The sequence below is a fragment of the Ensifer sp. GW101-20A05 genome (assembly GCF_059424735.1).
The window spans coordinates 424314-448022 of record NZ_JBWKZT010000004.1; the positions used below are offsets into that span (position 1 = coordinate 424314).

General features: G+C 63.1%; 28 protein-coding genes. 10 read left to right on the plus strand and 18 right to left on the minus strand.

The features are described 5' to 3' along the window. Window positions 1-23 precede the first annotated feature (23 nt). The gene (locus AC070A_RS13905) at window positions 24-500 is read right to left on the minus strand and encodes a MarR family winged helix-turn-helix transcriptional regulator (RefSeq protein WP_058325531.1); all 477 of its coding nucleotides are present in this window, start codon (window positions 498-500) and stop codon (window positions 24-26) included. A 112-nt stretch (window positions 501-612) separates the two neighbouring features. Here AC070A_RS13905 and AC070A_RS13910 point away from each other — a divergent pair, with 112 nt between their 5' ends. Further along, window positions 613-1035, plus strand: a complete 423-nt coding sequence (locus tag AC070A_RS13910; protein ID WP_057250528.1) for an organic hydroperoxide resistance protein — start codon at window positions 613-615, stop codon at window positions 1033-1035. A gap of 132 nt (window positions 1036-1167) precedes the next feature. Here the strand turns inward: AC070A_RS13910 and AC070A_RS13915 are convergent, their stop codons facing one another. Then, complete coding sequence (locus AC070A_RS13915; protein ID WP_113736812.1) at window positions 1168-1380, minus strand: alkylphosphonate utilization protein; 213 nt, start codon at window positions 1378-1380, stop codon at window positions 1168-1170. A gap of 95 nt (window positions 1381-1475) precedes the next feature. Further along, window positions 1476-3050, minus strand: a complete 1575-nt coding sequence (locus AC070A_RS13920) for a helicase HerA-like C-terminal domain-containing protein (RefSeq protein WP_057250524.1) — start codon at window positions 3048-3050, stop codon at window positions 1476-1478. A gap of 248 nt (window positions 3051-3298) precedes the next feature. Here AC070A_RS13920 and AC070A_RS13925 point away from each other — a divergent pair, with 248 nt between their 5' ends. Then, window positions 3299-3691: a DUF2780 domain-containing protein gene (locus tag AC070A_RS13925; protein ID WP_057250522.1), complete on the plus strand. Its 393-nt coding sequence runs from the start codon at window positions 3299-3301 to the stop codon at window positions 3689-3691. An 87-nt stretch (window positions 3692-3778) separates the two neighbouring features. Here the strand turns inward: AC070A_RS13925 and AC070A_RS13930 are convergent, their stop codons facing one another. After that, entirely contained in the window at window positions 3779-4981 is a 1203-nt protein-coding gene (locus tag AC070A_RS13930; RefSeq protein WP_218372958.1) for an MFS transporter, read from the minus strand. After that, window positions 4981-5613 carry an NAD(P)H:quinone oxidoreductase gene (wrbA, locus tag AC070A_RS13935; RefSeq protein ID WP_058320337.1) on the minus strand — a complete coding sequence of 211 codons (633 nt, stop codon included), beginning with the start codon at window positions 5611-5613 and terminating at the stop codon, window positions 4981-4983. The genes AC070A_RS13930 and wrbA overlap by 1 nt, the downstream gene beginning before the upstream one ends. 108 nt (window positions 5614-5721) lie before the next feature. Here wrbA and AC070A_RS13940 point away from each other — a divergent pair, with 108 nt between their 5' ends. After that, window positions 5722-6633 carry a LysR family transcriptional regulator gene (locus tag AC070A_RS13940; protein ID WP_112995470.1) on the plus strand — a complete coding sequence of 304 codons (912 nt, stop codon included), beginning with the start codon at window positions 5722-5724 and terminating at the stop codon, window positions 6631-6633. On the opposite strand, the gene AC070A_RS13945 is transcribed toward AC070A_RS13940, so the two are convergent. The 3 genes from AC070A_RS13945 to AC070A_RS13955 all read right to left on the minus strand — a co-directional run bounded on the left by AC070A_RS13945 (window position 6630) and on the right by AC070A_RS13955 (window position 10062). Next, window positions 6630-7790 carry an MFS transporter gene (locus tag AC070A_RS13945; RefSeq protein ID WP_058320336.1) on the minus strand — a complete coding sequence of 387 codons (1161 nt, stop codon included), beginning with the start codon at window positions 7788-7790 and terminating at the stop codon, window positions 6630-6632. The genes AC070A_RS13940 and AC070A_RS13945 overlap by 4 nt on opposite strands. 150 nt (window positions 7791-7940) lie before the next feature. After that, window positions 7941-8777: an aldo/keto reductase gene (locus AC070A_RS13950; RefSeq protein ID WP_113736813.1), complete on the minus strand. Its 837-nt coding sequence runs from the start codon at window positions 8775-8777 to the stop codon at window positions 7941-7943. Window positions 8778-8880: 103 nt separating this feature from the next. Then, window positions 8881-10062: an MFS transporter gene (locus AC070A_RS13955; protein ID WP_113736814.1), complete on the minus strand. Its 1182-nt coding sequence runs from the start codon at window positions 10060-10062 to the stop codon at window positions 8881-8883. Window positions 10063-10203: 141 nt separating this feature from the next. Between AC070A_RS13955 and AC070A_RS13960 the strand changes: the two genes are divergently transcribed. Further along, window positions 10204-11097: a LysR family transcriptional regulator gene (locus AC070A_RS13960; RefSeq protein ID WP_113736815.1), complete on the plus strand. Its 894-nt coding sequence runs from the start codon at window positions 10204-10206 to the stop codon at window positions 11095-11097. A 12-nt stretch (window positions 11098-11109) separates the two neighbouring features. Here AC070A_RS13960 and tam read toward each other — a convergent pair whose 3' ends face one another. From tam to AC070A_RS13990, 6 genes are all read right to left on the minus strand, one after another. Continuing rightward, entirely contained in the window at window positions 11110-11880 is a 771-nt protein-coding gene (gene tam / locus AC070A_RS13965; protein WP_113736816.1) for a trans-aconitate 2-methyltransferase, read from the minus strand. Between the two features lie 11 nt (window positions 11881-11891). Continuing rightward, entirely contained in the window at window positions 11892-12554 is a 663-nt protein-coding gene (locus tag AC070A_RS13970; protein ID WP_057250509.1) for a haloacid dehalogenase type II, read from the minus strand. A gap of 294 nt (window positions 12555-12848) precedes the next feature. Beyond that, on the minus strand, window positions 12849-13409 hold the full coding sequence (locus AC070A_RS13975; protein ID WP_058325539.1) for a hypothetical protein: 561 nt from the start codon (window positions 13407-13409) through the stop codon (window positions 12849-12851). A gap of 107 nt (window positions 13410-13516) precedes the next feature. After that, window positions 13517-14200 (minus strand): YoaK family protein, encoded by a 684-nt coding sequence (locus AC070A_RS13980; protein ID WP_113736817.1) that lies wholly within the window; start codon window positions 14198-14200, stop codon window positions 13517-13519. Window positions 14201-14311: 111 nt separating this feature from the next. Then, on the minus strand, window positions 14312-15352 hold the full coding sequence (locus AC070A_RS13985; RefSeq protein ID WP_113736818.1) for a zinc-dependent alcohol dehydrogenase family protein: 1041 nt from the start codon (window positions 15350-15352) through the stop codon (window positions 14312-14314). Further along, entirely contained in the window at window positions 15349-15876 is a 528-nt protein-coding gene (locus AC070A_RS13990; protein ID WP_113736819.1) for a GNAT family N-acetyltransferase, read from the minus strand. The genes AC070A_RS13985 and AC070A_RS13990 overlap by 4 nt, the downstream gene beginning before the upstream one ends. 153 nt (window positions 15877-16029) lie before the next feature. Between AC070A_RS13990 and AC070A_RS13995 the strand changes: the two genes are divergently transcribed. Beyond that, entirely contained in the window at window positions 16030-16911 is an 882-nt protein-coding gene (locus AC070A_RS13995) for a branched-chain amino acid aminotransferase (protein WP_113736820.1), read from the plus strand. A gap of 64 nt (window positions 16912-16975) precedes the next feature. Here AC070A_RS13995 and AC070A_RS14000 read toward each other — a convergent pair whose 3' ends face one another. The 3 genes from AC070A_RS14000 to AC070A_RS14010 all read right to left on the minus strand — a co-directional run bounded on the left by AC070A_RS14000 (window position 16976) and on the right by AC070A_RS14010 (window position 18731). Then, on the minus strand, window positions 16976-17491 hold the full coding sequence (locus AC070A_RS14000) for a hypothetical protein (RefSeq protein WP_112995373.1): 516 nt from the start codon (window positions 17489-17491) through the stop codon (window positions 16976-16978). A 188-nt stretch (window positions 17492-17679) separates the two neighbouring features. Beyond that, complete coding sequence (locus tag AC070A_RS14005) at window positions 17680-18267, minus strand: TetR/AcrR family transcriptional regulator (protein WP_057250495.1); 588 nt, start codon at window positions 18265-18267, stop codon at window positions 17680-17682. Window positions 18268-18392: 125 nt separating this feature from the next. Continuing rightward, entirely contained in the window at window positions 18393-18731 is a 339-nt protein-coding gene (locus tag AC070A_RS14010) for a hypothetical protein (RefSeq protein WP_113736821.1), read from the minus strand. 219 nt (window positions 18732-18950) lie between these two features. On the opposite strand from AC070A_RS14010, the gene AC070A_RS14015 reads away from it, so the two are divergent. After that, a complete protein-coding gene (locus tag AC070A_RS14015; protein ID WP_057250491.1) occupies window positions 18951-19553 on the plus strand; it encodes a superoxide dismutase in 603 nt (200 codons plus the stop codon). 84 nt (window positions 19554-19637) lie between these two features. Here AC070A_RS14015 and AC070A_RS14020 read toward each other — a convergent pair whose 3' ends face one another. Further along, window positions 19638-20333 carry a helix-turn-helix transcriptional regulator gene (locus AC070A_RS14020; protein WP_058325546.1) on the minus strand — a complete coding sequence of 232 codons (696 nt, stop codon included), beginning with the start codon at window positions 20331-20333 and terminating at the stop codon, window positions 19638-19640. A 130-nt stretch (window positions 20334-20463) separates the two neighbouring features. Between AC070A_RS14020 and AC070A_RS14025 the strand changes: the two genes are divergently transcribed. The 4 genes from AC070A_RS14025 (at window position 20464) to AC070A_RS14040 (ending at window position 23635) form a co-directional block, all read left to right on the plus strand. Next, window positions 20464-21096: a LysE family translocator gene (locus tag AC070A_RS14025; protein ID WP_058325547.1), complete on the plus strand. Its 633-nt coding sequence runs from the start codon at window positions 20464-20466 to the stop codon at window positions 21094-21096. 236 nt (window positions 21097-21332) lie between these two features. Then, the gene (locus AC070A_RS14030) at window positions 21333-21779 is read left to right on the plus strand and encodes a c-type cytochrome (RefSeq protein ID WP_110879819.1); all 447 of its coding nucleotides are present in this window, start codon (window positions 21333-21335) and stop codon (window positions 21777-21779) included. A gap of 109 nt (window positions 21780-21888) precedes the next feature. Beyond that, window positions 21889-22803, plus strand: coding sequence for a c-type cytochrome (locus tag AC070A_RS14035; protein WP_113736822.1), 915 nt, complete (start codon window positions 21889-21891; stop codon window positions 22801-22803). A gap of 157 nt (window positions 22804-22960) precedes the next feature. Further along, the gene (locus tag AC070A_RS14040) at window positions 22961-23635 is read left to right on the plus strand and encodes a nitroreductase family protein (RefSeq protein WP_113736823.1); all 675 of its coding nucleotides are present in this window, start codon (window positions 22961-22963) and stop codon (window positions 23633-23635) included. The last annotated feature ends 74 nt before the right edge of the window (window positions 23636-23709 follow it).

The following is a 23709-nucleotide window of genomic DNA, read 5'->3' on the forward strand; positions in this document are numbered from 1 at the left end:
ACGAGGGGCGGCCTCTGCAAATGTCAGTCCGCGCCATGGCCGGAATTGAGCTGCCGCGTCAACTGATGCAGCGTCTCGCGGATTTCGCCCGCTTCTTCCAGGCTGCAGCCTGAAGCGTTGCCGATATCTATGAGAATACCGAAGGCCTCGCTTTTCAAATCGCGGCCTTTCTCCGTGAGGCGAACGATCACCTGTCGCTCGTCACCTGGGTCGCGCTGCCGCGCGACAAAGCCGGCTGCCTCCAGGCGTTTCAGAAGCGGCGACAGCGTTCCGGAATCGAGCCCTATCTCCTCGCCAATGCGCTTCACCGTCATTTCGTCCTGTTGCCATAGCGCAAGCAGCACGAGATATTGCGGGTAGGTGAGGCCGAAACGATCGAGCAGCGGCTTGTAGGCACGATTGAAGGCATGCGCCGCCGAATAGACGGCAAAGCAGAGCTGCTTGCCGAGCGACAGCGCCTCCTCCGGAATGGTATCTATATGTGCCGCTTTGTTTGCCATGGTCGCATTCTCGCAAAAACAGGGCGAAAATGCAATTTGCAAAATTAATTTGCACGCAATTGAATTTTGCGCTATCTAACCCTCATCCACTTGGAAACAAAGGAGACCGCCAATGCCTATTCTCTACCGCACCACTGCATCCGCAACCGGTGGCCGTGCTGGCCAGGCCAAGAGCGCCGATGGCGTTCTCGATGTCACTCTTACTGTGCCGAAGGAACTTGGCGGCGACGGCGCCCGCGGCACCAATCCGGAACAGCTCTTCGCGGCCGGCTACTCGGCCTGCTTCCTCGGCGCCCTGAAGTTCGTCGCCGGCAAGGAGAAGGTAAAGCTTCCGGAAGACACGAAAGTGACGGGAACAGTCGGCATTGGTCCGCGCGAAGATGGCACCGGCTTCGGTATCGATGCCGCGCTCGAGATTACGTCTCCGGGCGTCGACAAGGCGGTTCTCGAAGACCTCGTCCAGAAGGCGCATATCGTTTGCCCCTATAGCCACGCGACCAAGGGCAATATCGACGTCAAGCTGACGGTCGCCTGATATTTGAATTCCAGTCGGAATCCAAAAGCCCGGCGGATCGTTCCGCCGGGCTTTTGTGTTCTCGGAGATAATGATGCTCCACGCAGGCGCTACATGAGGTGGCTGCCGACGGGGAAGGCCGTCAGCCGGGGGCTATGCCTTCTTCAGAAACTCGGTGCGCAGCACCAGGCCCTTGATCTTCTCCACCCGGCATTCGACTTCGTCAGGGTTGTCGGTGAGGCGAATACCCCTAACCATCGTGCCGCGCTTCAGCGTCGTCGAAGTGCCTTTGACCTTCAGATCCTTGATCAGGGTAACGTTGTCACCGTCCTGGAGGATGGCACCGTTCGAATCCTTAACGTCCATGCGAATGTTCCTTTCAAAGTAACGACGCGCCCCGATCGAAATCAGGGCGCGGGCAAAATATCGACCTCAAGCGTTGCCGGTTGCCGCGGTTGTGTTCAGCGCCGGCTGAGGCTGCCGAGGATGCCGCGCACCAGGGCGCGGCCGACCTGGGTAGCGACGGTGCGGGCAACCGACTTCATCGCGGCTTCGACGACCGTCTCGCGCTGGTAGCCGGAGCTGCGTGGCCGCGCCTGCTTCCCGGCTGGTGCCGCCGCCTCGTCGTCGCCGAAGCCGGGCAGCGTCCAGCGGCTGCCGCCGGTATTCGCTTCCGTTGTCTGCTGTTCGGCCTGTTCTTGTGCTTGCGCCTGCGCTTCGGCCGTCTTCTTGGCGCGCGCGGTCAGCATCTCATAGGCCGATTCGCGGTCGAAATCCTCGTCATAGAGACCGCGGACCGGGCTCACATCCATCACCTTTTGCCGCTCGGCCTCGGTCAGCGGACCGACGCGCGATTGCGGCGGACGCACGAGCGTGCGCTCGACCATCGAGGGCGCACCCTTGCCTTCGAGCGTCGAGACCAGAGCCTCGCCGGTGCCGAGATTGGTGATGACGGTGGCGCAGTCGAAGTCCGGGTTCGGGCGGAAGGTGTCAGCGGCGGTCTTCACCGCCTTCTGGTCGCGCGGCGTATAGGCACGAAGCGCATGCTGAACGCGGTTGCCGAGCTGGCCGAGGATCGTTTCCGGCACGTCGAGCGGGTTTTGCGTGACGAAGTAGACGCCCACGCCCTTGGATCGGATGAGGCGCACGACCTGTTCGACGCGCTCCGTCAGCACCTTCGGCGCATCGTTGAAGAGCAGGTGCGCCTCGTCGAAGAAGAACACCAGCTTCGGCTTGTCCGGGTCGCCCACCTCGGGCAGTTCCTCGAACAGCTCCGAAAGCAGCCAAAGCAGGAAGGTCGCGTAAAGACGCGGGTTCATCATCAGCTTGTCGGCCGCCAGCACCGAAATCGCGCCGCGCCCGTCATTGGTCGTGCGCATGATGTCGGTGATCTTCAGCGCCGGCTCGCCGAAGAAATGCTCGGCGCCCTGCTGCTCGAGGATCAGGAGTTCGCGTTGGATCGAACCGACCGAGGCCTTGGAGATGAAACCGAACTGATTGGAAAGCGCGCTGGCATTGTCGCCCATGTAGTTCAGCAGCGCCTGCAGGTCTTTCAGGTCGAGCAGCGGCAGGCCGCCCTCGTCGGCGATCTTGAAGGCGATGTTGAGCACGCCCTCCTGCGCATCGGTCGCGTTCATCAGCCGTGAGAGGAGCAGGGGGCCCATTTCCGACATGGTGGTGCGGACGCGGTGGCCCTTTTCGCCGTAGAGATCCCAAAAGATGACCGGGAATTCCTGGAACTCGTAAGGGTTCGTCGGCAGGCCGATCTGCTCGGCGCGCTTCAGGATGAAATCCTTGGGCTCGCCGATCGCGCCGATGCCGGAGAGATCGCCCTTGACGTCGGCGCAGAAGACGGGGACGCCGGCATTGGCAAAACCTTCGGCGAGGACCTGCAAGGTGATGGTCTTGCCGGTTCCGGTGGCGCCGGTGATCAGGCCATGGCGGTTGCCGAACTTCAGCTCCAGATACTCGCCCTTGTTGATCGAATCATCAGGCTTGCGGCTGGTGCCGATAAAGAGCTTGCCTTCTTCCAACATGTGGGCTTCATCTCCGTTTCATCAATGAAAGCGGGCGGTTCGCGGTTGATCGCAAGTGCCCGTCATCGAAATATGCCTGGTTTTCTGTTATAGGTGCTGCGGTTGCGCCCGGCAACAATGCTGTGCCCACCCGCGACCGGAAAGCGGCGGTATCGACGGGCCGATAGTCACTGCTCACGGCTTGTTATTTGGTGGGCGATCATTTACCTTGACGTCAACGTCAAAAATCCAAGTGAGGGAGTTTTTCCATGAATGAACTGGTCACGCGCGTCGCTGAGAATGTCGGCATCGAGCCGGCGACGGCCGAAAAGGCTGTCGGCATGATCCTCGGCTTCCTGCAGCGCGAAGCCGCTGACGGCCCGGTTGCCCAGATGATCGAGGCGATTCCGGGCGCCTCCGAGCTCATCGCCCAGTACAATGGCGAAGGCACGGGTGGTGGCGGTCTGCTCGGCGGCCTGATGTCGGCCATCGGCGGTGGCGGCGTCATGGCGCTCGGCCAGCAGCTGATGAGCCAGGGTCTCGGCATGGGCGAAATCACCTCGCTCGCCAAGGAGACCATCGCGTTTGCCAAGGAAAAGGCAGGCGATGAAGTGGTCGACGAAGTCGTCGCCTCGGTTCCGGGCCTCAGCCAGTTCGTCTGATCCGCGGACAATCCGCCGGAAATGCCGAACCCACCGGTTTGCCGCCGGTGGGTTTTTCTTTGCGATTCGCTCTTTGCATGCAGGCCATCATCGCCGTTGGGCCTTGCTTCGCAGGGCCTGCTCCAGTGTGTTTGCAAGCACGATGCAGAGAAGGGCGCCGACGCCGATGAAGGCCGCGCCCGAGGACCAGCCGTAGCGTTCGATCGCCGTTCCGACCGCGACCGGCCCGACGAGCTGCCCCAGATTGCTGCCCTGCATCAGCAGCCCCATTGCCAACGGCGCAAGCGCCGGACGCGGCGACAGGATCGGCACCGACGAGATCAGCGTGGCGGGGATCAGGCCGCCGATCGCGGAAAACAGCACGCAAAGTCCGAAGATCAGATTTCCGCCTGACTGGCTCAGGAAGATCCATAGGCCGAACACACCTGTCAGCAAGGCAGCGCTGGCGATCAACCGGCCGCGGGCAAAGCCGCGAGACAGCAGATGGCCGGCGGCAAGATTGCCGATGACGTTCACCAGTGTGATGATGGCGCTGAGGAGGCCGACGGTCCCGAGCGAGACGTGCATACGCTGGACCAACAGGATCGGCAGGAAGCTGGAAAGCGTGAAGCTCATCAGGCTGTAGAGCGAAAATAGAACGAAGAGCAGCACCGGGCCGCGGCTTGTAAGCGTTTCGGTCGCATCATCCCGGAAGCTGGCGGCGATGCTGGATGTTTCCCGAGACGGCGACACGGCCAGGAAGATGGAAACCAGGCTTGCCAGCGTGATCAGCCCGTTGCTCCGCCAGATCGCTTGCCAATCGGCAAAAAGTGGCCCGGTCAACATCGCGACCGCCATGCCCGCGGGCATGAAGCAGCTCCAGAGCGAAAAGACGAGGTCGCGGCGATCCGATGTCACCAGGCGCATCAGGATGGCCGGACCGGCGACGACGACGAGCAGGAACCCGAAGCCCTCGACGATGCGTGACAGAAGAAGCAGCGCGAAGGCGTGGCTGGCCGCTCCACCGAAGGAGCCGAGGGCCAACATGGCCATCCCGATGGCGAGCAGGCGCCGATCGCCGGCCGACGCGACGAACGCGCCCGCCGTCATGCCGCCGACGACGCCGACGATGGCGAAGACCGAGGTGATCCAGCCGAGGGCGGGGAGATCGAGCCCGAGGTCGGACTGAAGCAACGGACCGGCAATCAGCCCCTTGCCGACCTGCATGGCCGCGACCACGCCGGCGGCAACAACCGTCATCACGCCCGCCCAATCTGTTCTCTCCCGAACGAAGGTTGTGGCCGTGGCCATCAGGCAAGCTCCGCAACGCGCGCACGACCGGCGACCAGCGCCGCCGCCAGGTCTGCGACGTGGCGGCCCTGGAAGCGTGCGCCTTCCAGCTCGTTGGCGCTTGGCCGACGGTCGCCGCCGTTGCCGTCGTCGGCGAGCGTCGAGGCGCCGTAGGGCGAGCCGCCGGTGATTTCGTCCATGCGCATCTGACCCTTGAAGCTGTAGGGTAGGCCGGCAATCACCATGCCGAGATGGAGAAGCACGGTATGGGTGGCGAGGATCGTCGATTCCTGGCCGCCATGCTGGCTTCCGGTCGAGGTGAAGACGCTGCCGATGCGGCCGACCAAGGCGTCGCGCGCCCAGATACCGCCCGCCTGATCGAGGAAGTTTTTCATCTGCGCGGCCATGTTGCCGAAGCGTGTCGGCGTGCCGATGATGATCGCGTCATAGTCCGGCAGTTCCGCGACGGTCGCGACCGGCGCGTCCTGAGCGCGTTTGTAGCCCGCCTTGATGGCAACGGCTTCCGGCACGATTTCGGGCACCCGCTTGAGCACGGCGGTGGCGCCCGCGGCGCGCGCGCCCTCGGCAACCGCCCCCGCCATCGTCTCGATATGACCGTAGGATGAGTAGTAGAGCACGAGTATCCTGGCCATCGGGCCTTCCTTCCTGCTGAGCACTTGCTGTTCGGAAAAGAAGATGGATGCTTTCCATGATCTGTTGAAGTGATATAAATTTCATCAAGTTGATCTATAGAATCGATCATGCTGGATGCCCTGACACTCGATCAGATGCGGACCTTCGTGACCGTCGCCGAAAGCGGGAGTTTCCGTGCGGGTGCCGCGAAACTCTCACGCGTGCAGTCTGCGGTCAGCCACGCCATCGCCAATCTCGAGGCGGAGCTTGGCGTCGCCCTATTCGACCGTTCCGGACACAGACCGGTGTTGACACAGGAAGGGCAGGCGCTGCTTGCCAATGCCCGCGATATCCTGCTGCGGGTGGACGCTATGCGGGCCCGCGCGCGCGGGCTTGGCGAGGGCATCGAGTTGGAGCTTTCCGTGATCGTCGACACGCTCTTCCCGATCGAGACGGTCGGGTTGGCCCTGAACGAGATGCGGACGATCTACCCCAATGTTTCGATCAGGCTTGCGGTTTCACCGCTGGGCGGACCGCTGGATGGCCTCGTCGAACGCCGCTTCACCCTCGGCATCATGGTCGGAGAGGATTTCCGCGATCCGGCCATCGCCCGCCAGGCGCTTTCGACGGTTCAGATCGTTGCAGTCGTTGCCGCGCATCATCCCTTGGGGCTGAGTGCCGCCGATGGCGCACTCGAAAACGCCGCGCTTGCCGACCACCTTCAGATCGTGCAGTCCGATCCGTCGCAGCGGACAGTGGGGCGGGATTTCGGCGTGCTCTCGCCGCAGACCTGTCGCGTCAGCAGCCAGGATACGAAACATGCGATGATCCGCACCGGTCTCGGTTGGGGCCGGCTGCCGCTCTGGCAGGTGGAGCGGGATCTCGAAGAGCGCCGGCTGGTGCGCATGCCGACGACGGCCCTTGGCCGCAACAGTCAGGTCGGTGCCGAGGCCTACTTGGTGCATCGGATCGATGAGCCGCTCGGGCCGGCCGCCCGTGTTTTCGGTGAGGCGCTTGCCTTGCGCTGCGCCGAGGCCTAACGGCGCCTTGCCACTGCAAACATCAGCGTGAAGATGACGAGGACGGCGCCCACGCCGAGCGGGCCGGCGATAGGGTCGATGAAGTTCATCAGCGCGCCGGTGGCGCCCGACCCTGCAGCGCTGCCGGCGGCATAGGCGAGCGAAAAGGCGGCGCTGCCGGCCACCAGCATGCTGCCGCGATATTCTTCGCCAAGCATCGTCAGGGCGGCCGTGTAGAGCGCGAAGCTGGCGGCGCCGATGAAGGCGAATGTCAGCAGCAACGCCACGTTCGAAGACAGGAACGGCACCAGAAGGTAGCCGGTGGCGGCGACGGCGGCTGCTGAGATCGCCACGCGGCGGCGCGGCAGCCGGTCGAGAAGCACGCCGATGAAGGGCTGCGCCAGCGCGGTCGGGATCGCAAGCGCCGTCACGCTGAGCGCGGCAAAGGCCTGGCTGTGGCCCGTCTTGACGAAGTAGACCGGCATGGCCGAGATCGCCGCGATATCGGCAAAGCCGAACATCAGCACCATGAGGATCAGCATCGGTGCCTTCTTGAAGAAGGCGAAGAGGTCGCGTGTCGAGGAAGGTTCGGGGCGCGTGCGTGCGCCCATGGTCAAGAGGCCGGTGAGGAAGGCGACGAGCGCGATATAGATCGCCAGCAGCGCAAAGCCGAGGCCGCCGCTGGTGCCGAGCAACGGGATCGCCAGCGGACCGGCGGCAAAGCCGCCACACATGCCGGCGCCGTAAAGGCCGGAAACGCGACCGCGCAGCCGGTCGGGACAGGCCGTGTTCAGCCAGGCTTCGCCGAGCATGAACACCATGCTGACGAAGAAGCCGAGGGCGAAACGGGCGATAAACCAGATGGGAAGCTCTGACGTCGAGGCAAGCGTCGCGAGACAGATGGAACAGCCGCAGAGGCTGGCGATGATCAGCCGGTCGGCGGAGGCAAGCCGCGTCAACCGGCCGAGAAGCAGGGTTGCCACGCCGAGACCGGCGGCAAAGCCCATGGCATTGAGGCCGATCATGCCGGCAGAGACGCCACGGCTTTCAAGCGAAAGCGAGATTAGCGGATAGGTGAGCCCCTGTGCCACCGAGAAGGCGGTGACCCCCAGGACGACGGCGATGATCGCCGGCCAGTCGGGAGCGAAATCGCTCGTCTGCGCCTCATGCAAAGACATCGCCCCCTCCCTCTGATCGGTGCCTGCGGGCCATGTCCATATCGTATCCGCCGCCGGCTGGGAATTGGCCGGCGGCGAAATGGCGGAGCGGGATGAGGAAAAGTGTGAGCGGTTTTCCGCCCGCATCCCGCTCCACTACAAGAGAGCAGATCAGGCGGCCTTGTCCCAGACCGGAGCCAGACCCTCCGGATTGACGATGCGACCGTCGGGGCGGGCAAGCGCGTGGATCTCGGCCATCTCGCCGTCGCCGAGCGCGAAGTCGAAGATCGCGAAGTTTTCCTTCAACCGATCGATCGTCGCGGTCTTGGAAAGCGTGATCACGTCCTTCTGCTGCACCAGCCAGCGCAGCACCACCTGGGCGGCCGTCTTGCCGTGGCGTGCGCCGATCTCCTTCAACAGTGGATCGTTCGGGACCTTGCCGTTCGCCATCGCGTAGTAGGCAGTGATCGACATGCCGTGCTTGCGCGCGATCTCGAGCACCTTGGTCTGGTCGAGATAGGGGTGGTACTCGACCTGGTTGGTGGCGATCGGGGCGTCGCTGAGCTTCACAGCCTCTTCCATCTGCGCCGTGTTGAAGTTGCTGACGCCGATATGACGGACCTTACCGGCCTTCTGCACCTCGTTGAGGGCACCGATGCGCTCGGCCATCGGCACGTCACTGCCGCCCGGCCAGTGCAGGAGAAGCAGGTCGACATGGTCGGTCCTCAGCTTTTTCAGGCTCTCGTCGACCGAGGCGAGGAAGTCGCGATGCGCATATTTGTCGACCCAGACCTTGGTGGTGAGGAAGATGTCGGCGCGCGAGACGCCGGAGCTATGGATGGCTTCGCCGACCTCGGCTTCGTTGCCGTAGATCTGTGCCGTGTCGACATGGTGGAAGCCGAGCTTGAGCGCTTCCGGCAGCACCCGCAGCACGTCGGCGCCGGGCATGCGGAAGGTGCCGAAGCCGAGCGCCGGGATGTTGGCACCGTTTGAATTGACGGAATGCATGGTGGGTAACTCCTTGTACTTGACCTGCTGTACTTGGCGAGCGCCCGGCCGGATGGCCGGGCGAGAAAGGAACGATCTATAGGTGGTCCTCAGGGGCGGCGGTTCAAGCCGGTTGGTAGGCGGCGCCGGCCCGACGATCAAGAACGCCGCTCAAAAGCGTGAGCAGCAGCGCGGCGGCGACAAGCAGGGCGCCGATGACGGGCGTCATGCCGAGGCCGAGAGGTGAGGCGACGATCAAGCCACCGAGCCAGGCGCCGACGGCAATGCCGAGGTTGAAGGCGGCGATATTCAGCGCCGAGGCGACATCGACGGCGCCCGGGCGGTACTGCTTGGCAAGCTGAACGACATAGAGCTGCAGGCCGGGAACATTGGCGAAGGACAGGAAGCCGAGCGCGGCGAGCGTCACCAGCGTCAGGACCGGCGAGGGGGCCGTGAAGGTGAAGAGCACCAGCACGGCCGCCTGGGCCAGAAACAGGCCGATAAGCGCCTTGACCGGATCGCGGTTGGCGATCTTGCCGCCGGCAATGTTGCCGATAGCGATCGCGATGCCATAGAGCACGAGGATCAGGCTGACGGCGCCTTCCGAGAAACCGGTGATGTCCTGCAGGATCGGCGCCAGGAAAGTGAAGGCGACGAAGGTGCCGCCGTAGCCGAGCGCGGTCATGGCAAAGACGATCAGCAGGCGGCCGGACCCGAGCACGCGCACCTGGTCGATAAGCTTGGCCGGCGGGGCCTTGGAGAGCGTGTTCGGCAGCAGGGCGACGATCGCGGTGAGCGCGACGACACCGAGACCGGTCACGGCCCAGAAGGTGGCACGCCAGCCGAAGGTCTGGCCGACCCAGGTACCGAGCGGCACGCCGGTGACGATCGCGACGGTGAGGCCCATGAACATCATGGCGATGGCCGATGCGCGCCGGTCTTCCGGAACGAGGTCGGCGGCGATGGTCGAGCCGACCGAGAAGAACACTCCATGGGCAAAGGCGGAGATGACCCGCGCAATGAGAAGCGGTTCGTAGCTCGGCGACAGGGCGGCCGCAGCATTGCCGACGATGAACAGCGCCATCAGGCCGATCAGGAGCGGCTTACGCTCGATCCGGCCGGTGAGTGCCGTCAGCACCGGCGCGCCGAAGGTGACGCCGAGCGCATAGACGCTGACGATCAGGCCGGCGAGCGGCAGGGTGACATTGAGGTCGGTGGCGACCGTCGGCAGCAGACCGACGATCACGAATTCCGTTGTTCCGATCGCATAGGCCGCGATCGTCAGCGCAAGGATAGCAATAGGCACGACGAGACCTTTCCCACCCGGCTGGGAGGAACCGGGCGCGTTGGTTGTTGATGAAATCGAAGCGGAATATGAGCCTTGGCACTCCTCATGATAATGAGCATAATGGTACAAAGGACTGTGAACTGATTTCAAAGGTTACGCATGGACAATCGGGCGGGTGAAATGGAGGTCTTCGTTGCCGTTTCGGAGACCCGCAGCTTTTCGGCCGCTGCGCGGCGCCTGAAGCTGTCACCGTCTGCCGTCAGCAAACTGGTGACCCGCATAGAGGACCGGTTAGGGACGCGCCTGCTCGTGCGCTCAACCAGGACCCTGCAGCTGACGCCGGAGGGGGAAGTCTATCTGCAACGTGCCCAGCGGATTCTCACAGAAATCGCAGAGACCGAGCAACTGGTCGCTGCCGGGGGCCGCATGACGCCGCGCGGGCTGTTGCGGGTGAACGCCGCTGTCGGCTTTGGCGAGCGCTACATCATGCCGCTCGCGCCGGAGTTCCTGGCCCGCTATCCGGAGGTGCAGCTTGATCTGACGCTGACCGACAGCATGATCGACGTCGTCGGCGAACGCGCCGACGTGGCGATCCGCACCGGTCCGTTGCGCGATTCATCCCTCAAGGCACGCAAGCTCATGGAAAGCCGTCCGGTCGTGATCGCATCGCCCGCCTATCTGGAAAGGCACGGGACACCGAATACGCCCGATGAACTCGACAGTCACAATTGCATCCGCTTCAATTTCCGTCGCAGCGTCGACGAATGGGCGTTCCGCATGCCGGGGCAGCCGGCTGCGGAATTGCGCTCGGTCTTCGGCAACATGCAGGTCTCGAGCGGTTCGATCGTCCGCCAGCTTTGCCTTGCCGGCATTGGCATTGGGCGTATCGGCCGTTTCCATGTCGAGCCGGACTTCGAAGCCGGAACGCTCGTTCCGCTGCTCGAAGATTATCAGTCGGGCGAGATCGAGACGGTCTACGCCGTCTATGCCGGACATGAGCATCTCGCCGCCCGTATCCGTGCCTTCATCGATTTCCTGGTCGAACGCATGTAGCGTCGCCCGGCGCTACGCCTTCACCGCAACGATGAAAAATCTCGGGAAGCGCAGAAGGACCTTGCCGTCGCTCATGGCCGGATAGGCAGCGCGGATCCGGTCCGTGTAGTCGGCAGCAAAGGCGTCGCGTTTATCTTCCGGCAAGGCATCGAGATAGGGTCTGAGGCCGGTCCCCTTTACCCATTCGACGATCGCTTCGGCATTGGCGAGCCGGTGGTAGTAGATCGTGTGCCAGACCTCGATGCTGGCGGCCTGTGGCGCCAGGCATTCGACATAGGTTGCCGGTCCCGGCATGGGATTGCGGCGGACGGTCTCGCCGGCAAAGGCGTCAGTGAAAGCCGAGCTGCGCGCTGTCTCCTCCATCAGCAAATGGCTCGGCTCCCCGAGATTGTCCGGCATCTGGACCGCAAGCGTGCCGCCTGATGCGAGCGCTCCCATCAGTCTTTCGAAGATGGTGAGGTGGTTCGGAAGCCATTGGAACACAGCGTTGCCGCAAAACAGCGAAGCGCCGGCAGGGGGGACCCAGTTTGCGAGATCCGCCTTTTCGAAGGTGATGCCCGGCAGCCGCTTCGCCGCCGCAACGAGCATGTTCTCGTCGCTGTCGAGGCCTGAAAGTGTGGCCTCGGGAAACCGGTCGCGGATGAGCTCGGTGGAGTTGCCCGGGCCGCAGCCGAGGTCGAAGGCGATGCCTTCGGGCAGCTCGGGCACTTGGGCGAGGAGATCTCTGGCTGGGCGCGTGCGTTCGTCTTCGAACTTCAGATACTGCGCAGGCGACCAGACCATGGGGAGATCCTTCAGATACCGAATTGCAGACTTTCGAGGGAGGGCAAGATCAGCGCCGGCCCGTGATCACGATATTCGTCCGGCATGTCCGCGCGGTTGATCCATACGGTGCGGAACCCGAATTTCGTCGCCCCGGCGATATCCCAGCGGTTCGACGACTGGAAGGAAACGGCATGCGGGTAAAGCCGGTAGCCGGTTGTGACGATGTCGTAGACGGCAGGCGCGGTCTTGAAGGCCTTCACCGCGTCGACGGAAAACACGTCGTCGATGACTATGTCGAGTGCCGCGTTGCGGACCGCAGAGGCGAGCATGGCCGGTGAGCCGTTGGAGAGGATGGCGATCCGTGCGCCGCGTTCCTTGAGCCCTTTCAGAACTGCCGGCACTTCCGGATAGCAGTCGAGCGTCCAATAGGCGTCGAGCAATCGCTTGCGAAGTTTCGGGTCGGCGGAGGGAAACCGTGCGAAGGCGTAGTCAAGCGACTGTTCGGTCAGTTGCCAGAAATCCTGATAGCTGCCCATCAGCGAGCGCACCCAGGAATATTCGAGTTGCTTGGCCCGCCAGAGTTCGGAAAAAGCCTGCCCGTCCGGGCCGATCTCCTGCGCGTGGCGCCTGACAGCCGCATGCACGTCGAAGAGCGTGCCGTAGGCGTCAAACACATAGGCCGCGTGGGACATCTTTTCCTCCCGTCTTTTGTCTTCGGCGCTGGCGGGGCAAGGTCGAATCTTCCCGTCAAAGCCCGTCCGAAAACAAAGGCTTACAGCATCATGCCTGATCAGGCAGCCAACTGTCACTGTTCTTTCGTGGGATCATGTCAAATCTTTGTGCGATGCACAACGGCTGGCGGCAAAGCTGCAGATTTCTACAGCGCCGCGCGTCTTATCAGACGCGCAAAGGTCGCTGTAGCACTTTGATTTTCTGCATGTCTTTGTCCTTAAATCGAAGTCGATTTAAGGGGACATGCAGTAGCTTCAGCTTTTGGCTGGTTTCCAGACTTTCGCCGGGAAGCGCAGTGCCTGCTTGGCGAGCTTGCCCTTGAGCCCGAGCGCCGTGTCGCAAAGGTTGACGACATGCCTGTTCGGCTTGGCCTCCGGGCGCAGCGCATGGAGTGCGGCGGCGGCGTCCTCCGGTGGCATGTAGCGCGCCAGAATGCCGAGGGTGAGCGCGGTCGCGCGCCCAATGCCCCGAAGGCAATGGACGAGCAGATGGGCGTCTTCGGGCAGGCGGTCGACAAAGGCGAAAGTGGCTTCGATGGCTTGCGGGCGCGCCGCATCCGGCTCGTCCGGATCGGTGGTGTCGCCGAAAAAGAGTTCCAGATGCTTTTCCGGCGGCAGCTCGATCATCGAGAGCAGTCGGCTGCCGGGAGCGCGGATCGAGATCAGGTGCGTTGGCGCCCAGAGCGCGCGATTGTGTCGCGCTTCGGTCTGTGAGCTGACGATTGCCCGGATCGGCCATCCGGCCGGATGCGCCGGATTGGTCTTGAGGATGGGATGATAGAGTTCATCCGTGGTGACGGCTGCCGCAAGCGCCATGGCAGGACCTCGCTCGTGATTCTTCTTTGCAGATTTTGCCCTGAAACCCGGCCGGGCTTAAGGGCAAAATCTTGGGAGGGGTGAAAAGCTGCCGTTGGAGCTGAGGCTCACCCCGAATGGATATAGCGCCGCGACCAGCGAGACGGCACGAGAACAGTGGCAAGCGCAAGCCCAGCGGCGAGCGCAAAGGACGCCCAGAGCGAGGCCGCGCCGAAGTGGCCCTGCAAGAGAGCGCCGGCGACCGCGCCGGAGAACATGCCGAGCCAGGGCACGATCTGCACCACCCACTGACGGTTCTTGTTGCCGAGCAGCCAGCGGCCGAGACCGCGCCCAAAACGGGAAAGTGCCCCCGTCACGTACGTAAGCCCGATCGGCAACCCCTCGATATGTTCGACCGCCGCATTGACCAGGCCCATGGCGAGCACGACGCCGTAGAAATAGAAGGGCCGCGGCATAAAGGCCCCGAAACCGGCGCAGAGCATCAGCACGAGGCTGACCGTCGAGAGCACGCCGACGACGCCGAGGCGCGCGGCCACGATCACGCCAAGTGCGTTGCCGATGATGAACGCCCCGAGCGCGCCGACGAGCAGCAAGGCGCCGATAAAATCGCCATCGCCGAGGGCGATCGCTGCCCGGGTCGTGTTGCCGCTCATGAAGGAGACGAAGTCGCCAATGCTCAAGAGCCCGATCGCGTCGGTCATGCCGGCGAGGAAAGAGATCGTCGCGGCAATGGCAAGCGCCGTGCCGGTGCGCTGACGTTTGATCAACCTTCGCCGTCTCCCAATGGTCATCTGCCTTGCCCCCGATCCGGAACAAGGTTTAGCGCATTGAGGCCGTGAGTCGGAATGGGCATTGCCGGCACCCTCTCGTAGACGGCGCTTTTCCGGCCGCCCATGGCTCTATCAGAACCGCGTGATGACGCTGATGCCGAGGTCGGTTGCGCGGTCCATGGCGGTCAGCGCAGGGATCGCCTCTGTTAGCGAGATCTCCCGGCCGATCAATTGTTGCGGCCTCAGCTTGCCGTCGGCGATCATCGTCAGCATGGCGTCGTAGCGCCAGGCCTGCATGCCGTGGCTGCCGTAGATCTCGAGCTCATGGCCGATCACCTGCGCCATCGGGATCTGCGGCGTCGCCTGGTCGCCGAGCATCAACCCGACCTGCACGTGGCGGCCACGCCGGCGCAGGTTCTTGATCGAGTTGAAGCAGGTGACCGGGTTGCCGAGCGCGTCGATCGAGACGTGCGCGCCGCCACCGGTGATGTCTTTCACCGCCGCAGCCACATCCTGCACTTCTCGGCCGTTGATCGTCGCGACCGCGCCGAGCGTCTTCGCGAAGGCGAGCTTGTCCTCGGCAATGTCGATCGCGATCGGCTGGGCGCCGAGCGCGGCTGCGATCATGATCGCCGACAGGCCCACACCGCCACAGCCGTGTACAGCGACCCATTCGCCGCCCTTCACCTTCGCCTGGTCGGCGATGGCGCGAAACGAGGTGGCAAAGCGGCAACCGAGGCTCGCGGCCGTGGTGAAGTCCATGCTTTCGGGCAGATGCACGAGGTTCTGGTCGGCAAAGTCGAGCGCGACATATTCGGCAAAAGAACCCCAATGGGTAAAGCCCGGCTGGAACTGTGCCTCACAGACCTGCTGGTTGCCGGAGCGGCATTCGCCGCAGCGGCCGCAGCCGGAAACGAAGGGCACGGTGACCCGGTCGCCGACCTTGTATCGCATCACGCCGCGGCCGGCGGCGGTGACAACCCCCGCCAGCTCGTGGCCCGGTACGTGCGGCAACCGGATATCGGCGTCATGGCCCATCCAACCGTGCCAGTCGGACCGGCAAAGTCCCGTGGCCTCGACCTTGATGACGACGCCGTTTTCGGTCGGGGTCGGATCGGGAAGGGTCCGGATTTCGGGCGTCTTCTCGAACGCGTCGTAATACATGGCTTTCATCGGGGCGCTCCTTGCAACGCGGGTGCGGCGCGGCCGTCGATGTGTCGCGCCATCAGAATTTCGTCGACCTCTACGTCTCCGTCGAGCATGCCGCCGGGGACACGGCCGATTTCGTGAAAACCCTCACGTGCGTAGAAGCGGATGGCCGTCGGGTTGTCGGCGCGTACGACCAGTTCCAGCAGGCGGATGCCGGACGCGCGGGCATGGTCGGTCAGATGGGTGAGAAGGTGCCGCGCCACGCCGGATCCGCGGGCTTCGTCGCGCACATAAACCATGATGATCGTGGCGCGGTGCGCCAGCCGGCTCGCGCGCTCGCGCATCAGCCCCATGATGCCGACAGGCTGGTTCCCGTCGAGAGCGGCAAAGACGGTGTTAGTTGTAAGCCGCGCCCGCCATTCCTCCGTCGAAAGGCGCTCCCAGTCGGCCGTAGTCGAGGCGAATGCTTGTGGCTCGCGGTTGAGCGCTTCCAGCCGTATGCGGCGGAAGATATCCACGTCGTCCTCGTTCAGATGCTTGATGCGCACGGCTGTCCCTTTCCTTTGCGCATGAGACTAAGCGAGAGGCCGTCCAGGTACCAGAATGGCCGCCATGACATTTTTTGATATACCCATTCACCACGATGCTGTTTTTTCGGGTTATGCCGAGTAAGCAGAACAAAGAACCTGAAGGAGACGCCGATGGCCGTCGATACATCCCCCCGCTCAGTGACCTGGACCTATGTCGATGGCGAATGGCTCTCGGGCAACCCGCCGCTGATCGGCCCGACCTCGCACGCGATGTGGCTGGGTTCGACGGTGTTTGACGGCGCCCGCGTCTTCGATGGCATTGCGCCCGACCTTGATCTGCATTGCCAGCGCGTCAACCGCTCGGCGACGGCGCTTGGTCTGAAGCCGACGATGGCAGCGGAAGAGATCGAGGCGCTGACCTGGGAGGGTGCCAAGAAGTTCGACGGCAAGACAGCGCTTTATGTGAAGCCGATGTATTGGGCCGAGCACGGCGCTGCCGGCGTCGTCGCCATCGACCCGGAATCGACCCGTTTCGCGCTCTGCCTGTTCGAGGCGCCGATGGGCAACGGCCATGGCGGCTCGTCGCTGACGCTCTCGCCCTTCCGCCGACCGACGCTGGAATCGATGCCGACCGATGCCAAGGCCGGCTGCCTCTATCCCAACAATGCGCGCGTCCTGACCGAGGCCCGTTCGCGCGGCTTCGACAATGCGCTGGTGCGCGACATGCTCGGCAACATCGCCGAGACCGGCTCTTCCAACGTCTTCCTGGTCAAGGACGGCGTCGTCTATACGCCGGCCGCCAACCGCACCTTCCTCGCCGGCATCACCCGCTTCCGCGTGATGACGCTGCTGCGTGAAGCCGGTTTCGAAGTGGTCGAGGCGACACTGACCATGGCCGACTTCGAAACGGCCGACGAGATCTTCACCACAGGCAACTATTCCAAGGTGCTGCCGGTCACGCGCCTCGAAAGCCGAGACCTGCAGGCCGGCCCGGTCGCCGCCAAGGCGCGCGATCTCTACATGGATTGGGCGCACGCAGCACGCGACGTCTGACGCACGCTCACATGCAATGCCCCGGCGCTCGGCGCTGGGGCAAAATGGCTGTCGGTTCGGGCACTCAGTACGAGCGGGGAGCGCGCGCCCTGACCAAGGCGCGCTTGTGGATCAGGTAGGCCTGGACTGACAGGCCTGCCAGGAAGATGACCAGCCAGGCGAGCAGCGTGGTCTGCACGATCGGCGATTCCGGCCCGCTGGCAAGCGGTTGCGAGGCGGGCAGGCGCTTCAGAGTCTCGGCGATTGCCGGCACGATCAGCAGGAAATAGCTGAAGGAGAAGCCCAACGTCGTCAGGTAGGGTTTCAGGTGGCCAACGAAGGCCAACCGTTCGATCGCCAAGCTGCCGGCGATGACCGCCAGCGTCACGATGCCAAGCGCGTGACCCTCGTTGAAGCCGCCGGTGCTTGAAAGCCCGGCAGCGGTCAGGACCGCCAGGACGAGTGTGGCGAGGTAGATCTTGCCGGATCGGGTGGCGGGCACGATCGCGCCGTAACGGGCAAAGCCGTAGAGGCCGGCAACGACGGGCGCGAGACTGATTGCGGTATGAATGATGCCGAGCGTGGAAAGCGGATTTGCCATGAGCTTGCTCCTTCGGATTTCGACCGACTAGTTGGTCGGCAACTTGGCGAAAAGGAGACGCGAAGGATTTAGCTGCCCATCGCGTCCGTTGGTTTTGATCTTTAGCGCGGGTCTGTACAGTCCACCGTTCCCGCGGGAACAGCGCCCTGCACATGCTCGTTCCATCGCCGGCGCTTTCGGGTCGGCGATCAAGCTTCGACTGTCGGCTTGAGCCGGTCCAATGCGGGCCGGGCGATCGCGGAGAAAACGGCCGGATCGGAACCGGCGACGCGCGCGGCAAGCATCGCACCATGGACCGTGGCCATCAGGGTCTCGGCCTCTGCCTTCGGCCCTCGCACCGCCTTCAGATGGCCGCTGACCACGCCGTCCTCGATCACTGCGCCGAGCCAGCCTGAAAGGTCGGCAAAATGACCGCGTACCTGCTGAACGACAGCGTCCGGCAGCGAGGGTAACTCCGAGGCGAGCAGGGCGCCTATGCAGAAGGGCAAATCCTGCCTGGCGATACAGTCTTCCCAGTAGCCGACATAGGCTTCAAGCCGCGCGACCGGATCGCTGACGGCGGCAAACAATCCCTCGACGTGGCGCCGATTGCTCTTGCGGTAGCGAGCAAGCACCATAGCTGCAAGGTCAGCCTTGGTCGGGAAGTGATGGTGGATGGTCGCCTTGCCGACGCCCAGTTCGCCCGAGATGTCGGCATAGCTGAACGCATTGTAGCCCCGCGACACCATGAGGTGTTCGGCTGAGTCCAGGATCCTCTCATAGGTATCGCTCACCATGACCAAGACTTATCAACGGGTCGGTTGAAGCTCAAGCGACGAGCGGCCGTCGATTCGCAGCTCATTGTGGCGGGCGGCAGCTGGCTGCAAACGGCAGGCAGTTCGTGGTCCAGGTCGGCTCGCGGCTATTTCTTCTTTGTCGGCACGCCCACCTTCACCGCGTCGGGCGTAAGCTCGCCGCCGAGTTCGACCGTCTTCTTTTTCTTGTCGAAGACGCAGATCTGCGTGACCGCGGCCTTGGAGCCCTTTGGCGTACCGATCACCAGCGCCAGACCGAAGCTCTCGGAGCCGAAGGGATCGACGACGGCGCTGGCCTTTTGCAGGGAGGTGGCGGCCGCCAGGCAGTTCTTCGAAACCTCTGCCCGGAACGTCTCCCACGCATCGCCGGAAGAGGCCGCGGCACCGGATGCGGTGAAGGCCGCAGCAGTGGAGAGAACGAGAGCGGGGAGCAAGCGCTGTGGCATGGGTGATCCTTAGTGCATGATTGCAAGAGCGGCGAGGCTGCAGGCAAACCGTGGCGTCAATGTGCTCGAAAGTGTCATGCTTTCAAAATGATGTTGAAAGTATATTCCGTGGGTTGAGGAAAAATTGGCATTGCATCGGTTGCCTCCATGGGGGCCGGTGCCTATGTTCCCGCTCACAGATTTACCTGACGAAATCCCATGCCAAGAGGAGATGCCCACATGGCTTTCGAATTGCCGAACCTTCCCTACGATTACGATGCGCTGGCGCCCTACATGTCGCGCGAGACGCTCGAATACCACCACGACAAGCATCACCTCGCTTACGTGACCAACGGCAACAAGCTTGCTGAAGAAGCCGGCCTTGCCGACCTGTCGCTCGAGGAAGTCGTCAAGAAGTCCTATGGCACCAACCAGCCGCTGTTCAACAATGCCGGCCAGCACTACAACCACATCCACTTCTGGAAGTGGATGAAGAAGGGCGGCGGCGGCACCAGCCTGCCGGCCAAGCTCGACGCGGCCATCAAGTCCGATCTCGGCGGCTACGACAAGTTCCGCGCCGACTTCATCGCTGCCGGCACCGGCCAGTTCGGTTCGGGCTGGGCCTGGCTCTCGGTCAAGAACGGCAAGCTTGAGATCTCCAAGACCCCGAACGGCGAAAACCCGCTCGTTCACGGTGCTTCGCCGATCCTCGGCGTCGATGTCTGGGAACACTCCTATTACATCGACTACCGCAACGCCCGTCCGAAGTACCTCGAAGCCTTCGTCGACAGCCTGATCAATTGGGACTACGTGCTCGAAATGTACGAAGCCGCGGCCAAGTAAGTCGCTCGTTTTCCGTGCATGACGTTTGGACCCGGCGCTTGCGCCGGGTCTTTTCATTTGGGCTGCGCTCCGGCAATAGATGGGTCAGGCCGCGGTCGGTGGCGTTTTCCAGCCGCTGACCCAGAGTTCCCTCAGGCGGTTGCCTTCGCCCGGGAAATACGCGCCCGCCGCCTCGCAATGTTCGACGCGGTCGGCGCGGAAATTGCGGATAGCCTGCCGCAATTCGCACCAGGCAACGATGTTGGCAGTTTCGGAATAGTAGATCAGCGCCACGGGCCGGATCATCCGCTCCGTCGCGCGGCCGAGTTCGTCGCGATAGTTGAGTTCGAGCTTCTGCTCGTCGCGGATCGCCCGGCGCACCAAAGCGAGATCGATGCCGGCGGGCGAAGGGGCGATCGTTCCCCAGGCATGCAGCGCCTGGGAACGGAAGGCGAGCCGGAGCGGCTCGGGCACCGCGGCAGTGATCTTCTTGTTGACGCGGCCGGCTGCTGCCTTCAGTTCTTCGTCGCCGGTCCGTGAAAGCAGCGCCAGCGCCACGGCGATGGCTTCCGTCTCCTCGATCGAGAACATCAGCGGCGGCAGGTCGAAGCCGGGCCTGAGGATATAGCCGATGCCGCGGCCGCCCTCGATCGGCACCCGCATCGCCTGAAGTGCAGCGATGTCGCGATAGATCGAGCGCACCGTCACCTCCAGCGTCTCGGCCATCGCCGCGCCGGTCACGGGCTTTCGCGCAAGCCTGAGGATCTGGATGATCTCGAAAAGCCGTGCCGCCTTGCGCATCGAAAACCGCTCCCGTCGTCAACGCTCCTGACAATACCTTGTCAGTTGCCCGGATTTATACCATCAGCCAACGAATTGAAAAAACAGCAATTCGCTAGAGAAATGAAAAATCGGACGACGGACAACTGACATGACCTACACGGAAAATCTCTGGCTCTTCTTCACCTTGCTGTTCGGCATCATCATCGTGCCGGGCATGGACATGGTCTTCGTTCTGGCGAACTCGCTGACCGGCGGGCGGGCCTCCGGCCTGTCGGCGACGGCCGGCATCATGGCGGGCGGCGTGTTGCACACGCTCTATGCGGCGCTCGGCGTCAGCGTCATCCTGCATCTGGTGCCTGGTCTCTTCAACGTGCTGCTCGTCGCCGGGGCTGCCTATATCGCCTGGATCGGCTTCTCGCTCGTCAGGAGTTCGATCACCATCGGCGGCATCGAAGGCTCGGGGAAGCTCTCCCGCTGGGCGAGTTTCCGGCAGGGTGCGCTGACGAGCCTGATGAACCCCAAGGCCTATCTCTTCATGCTGGCGGTCTATCCGCAGTTCCTCAAACCCCAGTTTGGGCCGATCTGGTCGCAGGCTCTGGTCATGGCCGCAATGATCGCGACAACGCAGCTCGCGATCTATGGCGGCCTGGCGCTTGCCGCCGGCCGCGGTCGCGATTTCCTGGTCGGCAGCCCCGGCGCAACGGTGTGGATTGGCCGCGCCGCCGGCGTCGTGCTCATTCTGGTCGCGGCGTTCACCATCTGGCAGGGCTGGGCGAACTGATGTCCATCGTAATCGGGGGTGAAGTATAAATATGATTACAAATGTCATGTTTATACTTCTGACCGGTCGAAATCCCGGAAATACGAGGCGATCATTGGAAATTCTGCTGTCGTAACAAGGACATCAAAAAAATGTTACTTCCGCAGAATAATCAAGATGACATCATGCCGGTGCATTGGACATGAAGGCTTGCCAGGCAGATTCGCCAAACAGATTTGATTGACCGGGAGAACCTGATGAAAATACGCGCACTGATGTTGGCTGCCGCTCTTGCGGGCCTGGGGGTTACCGCCGTCACGGCAGCCGACGAGCCGCAGGTGGTTCGTCAGCAGCTGATGAAAAAGGTGGGTGCGGCGACCGGCGCGCTTGCCGGCATCGCCAAAGGTGAGAAGCCCTATGACGCCGAGGTCGTCAAAGCGTCGCTGACGACGATCAGCGAAACGATAAAGACCTTCCCTGACCATTTCCCGGCCGGTTCGGAGACGGGGCATGAGACCGAGGCGAGCCCGAAGATCTGGGAAAACATGGATGACTTCAAGGCCAAGGCCGCCAAGCTCGGCACGGATACCGCAACGGTTCTGGCACAGCTCCCGGCTGACCAGGCCGGAGTCGGCGCGGCCCTTGGCGGCATCGGCAAGGACTGCGGCAGCTGTCATGAGAGCTATCGCCTGAAGAAGGATTGACGGGCGGCGACGTCGCATCATGTTGACAAGGGAGGCACGCGACTTCGAGCCGCGTGCCTCTATCTGCATTTAGGGCCGGTCCGCCTGCGGCTAGGCATGAGGGGTGACAATGGGGCGTCGCACGAGAAAGCTGATTTCGGGTCTTGTGGTGCTGAGCGTCGTGGGCGGAGCAGCCTTCTGGTGGCTGACGAAGCCGGCGCCGTGGAGTGCGTCTCATTGGGAGGGGCTCGGGGAACCGGATCTTGCCAACGGCGAACAGGTTTTCTGGGCCGGCGGCTGCGTGAGCTGTCACGCCAAGCGGGGCGCCGAAGGTGACGCTCGTCTCGTTCTTTCCGGCGGCGCACCGTTGAAGAGCCCGTTCGGAACCTTCCATGCGCCGAACATCTCGCCTGACGAGACCGCCGGCATCGGCGGGTGGACGCTTGCGGACTTCGGCAATGCGATGACCCGCGGCGTGGGACGCAACGGCGAGCATCTCTATCCGTCCTTCCCCTATGGCTCCTATGCGCGCATGACGACCAAGGACGTCAACGATCTCTGGGGTTTCATGAAGACCCTGCCGAAGAGCGCGGACGTGGCGCCGCCGCACGAACTGCCGTTCCCCTACAACATGCGGGTGGCATTGGGCGGCTGGAAGCTGCTGTTCCTGACAGACAAGCCACGCGTCGAGGTGGACGCCAACGATCCAAAGCTTGCCCGCGGCCAGTATCTCGTCGAGGGGCCGGGCCATTGCGGCGAGTGCCATACGCCCCGTAATGCGATTGGCGGTTTCGAGCCCAATCAGTGGCTGGCCGGCGCGCCGAATCCGGAGGGCCAGGGCCGCATCCCCGACATCACGCCCGGTTCCAAGAGCATCGGCGGCTGGAGTGCATCGGATATCGCCTCCTATCTGGAAACCGGCTTCACGCCGGAATTCGATTCCGTCGGCGGCTCGATGGTCGAGGTGCAGAAGAACATGGCGAAACTGACGCCGGCCGACCGGGAGGCGATTGCCGCATATCTCAAGGCGGTCCCGGCGCTCTGACCCTTGATCTTCGCGTAGAGGCGCGCTCAACTCCTTCTGCATGCTTTCCCGATCGTCACCGGTTGAGGGGAAAACATGCAGGCATTCAAAGTGCTGCAGCGACCGTTGTGCGTCGAGAGGCGCGCGCGTTGCTGCAGGACAACGAGGAGGAGACTGAATGCGCCCACACGAAACCGTGCCCTATGACCAGTGGATCGAGCGCAGCCCCGAGGAGATGGCGACGCGTGCCGCTGACTTCTACGACGAGATCAACCGTCGGCGCACCACACGCTATTTCAGCGATCGCGCCGTGCCGCGGGGGGTGATCGAAACCTGTCTGAAGGCGGCCGGCACGGCGCCGAGTGGTGCCAATCATCAGCCCTGGCATTTCACGGTCATCGAGAGCGCCGCGATCAAGGCCGAGGTGCGCCGCGCGGCGGAAGAGGAAGAGCGCATCTTCTATCGGGATAAGGCGCCGCAGGAATGGCTCGACGCATTGGCGCCACTGGGCACGGACGAGGACAAACCTTTCCTTGAGACCGCTCCCTACCTGATCGTCATATTCTCGCAGAAGCGCGGCGGCCCCAATCCGGGCGACCTGAAGAAGAACTACTACATCAACGAAAGTGTCGGCATCGCCACGGGTATCCTGATCACGGCGCTGCATCATGCCGGGCTCGCGACACTCACCCATACACCGGCGCCAATGAGTTTCCTCAATGAGATCTGCGGCCGACCGGAAAGTGAAAAGCCGTTCCTGATCCTGGTTGTCGGTTATCCCGCCCCGGATGCGACCGTTCCGGTCGCCGGCAAGGTGAAAAAGCCGTTGGATCAGATCTCGAACTGGCTCTAGAGCATCCTGCCCTCAAGTGGAATCGCTGTGGGCAGAAAGATGCTCTAGAATCAAAGTGCTAGAGCGACCTTTTT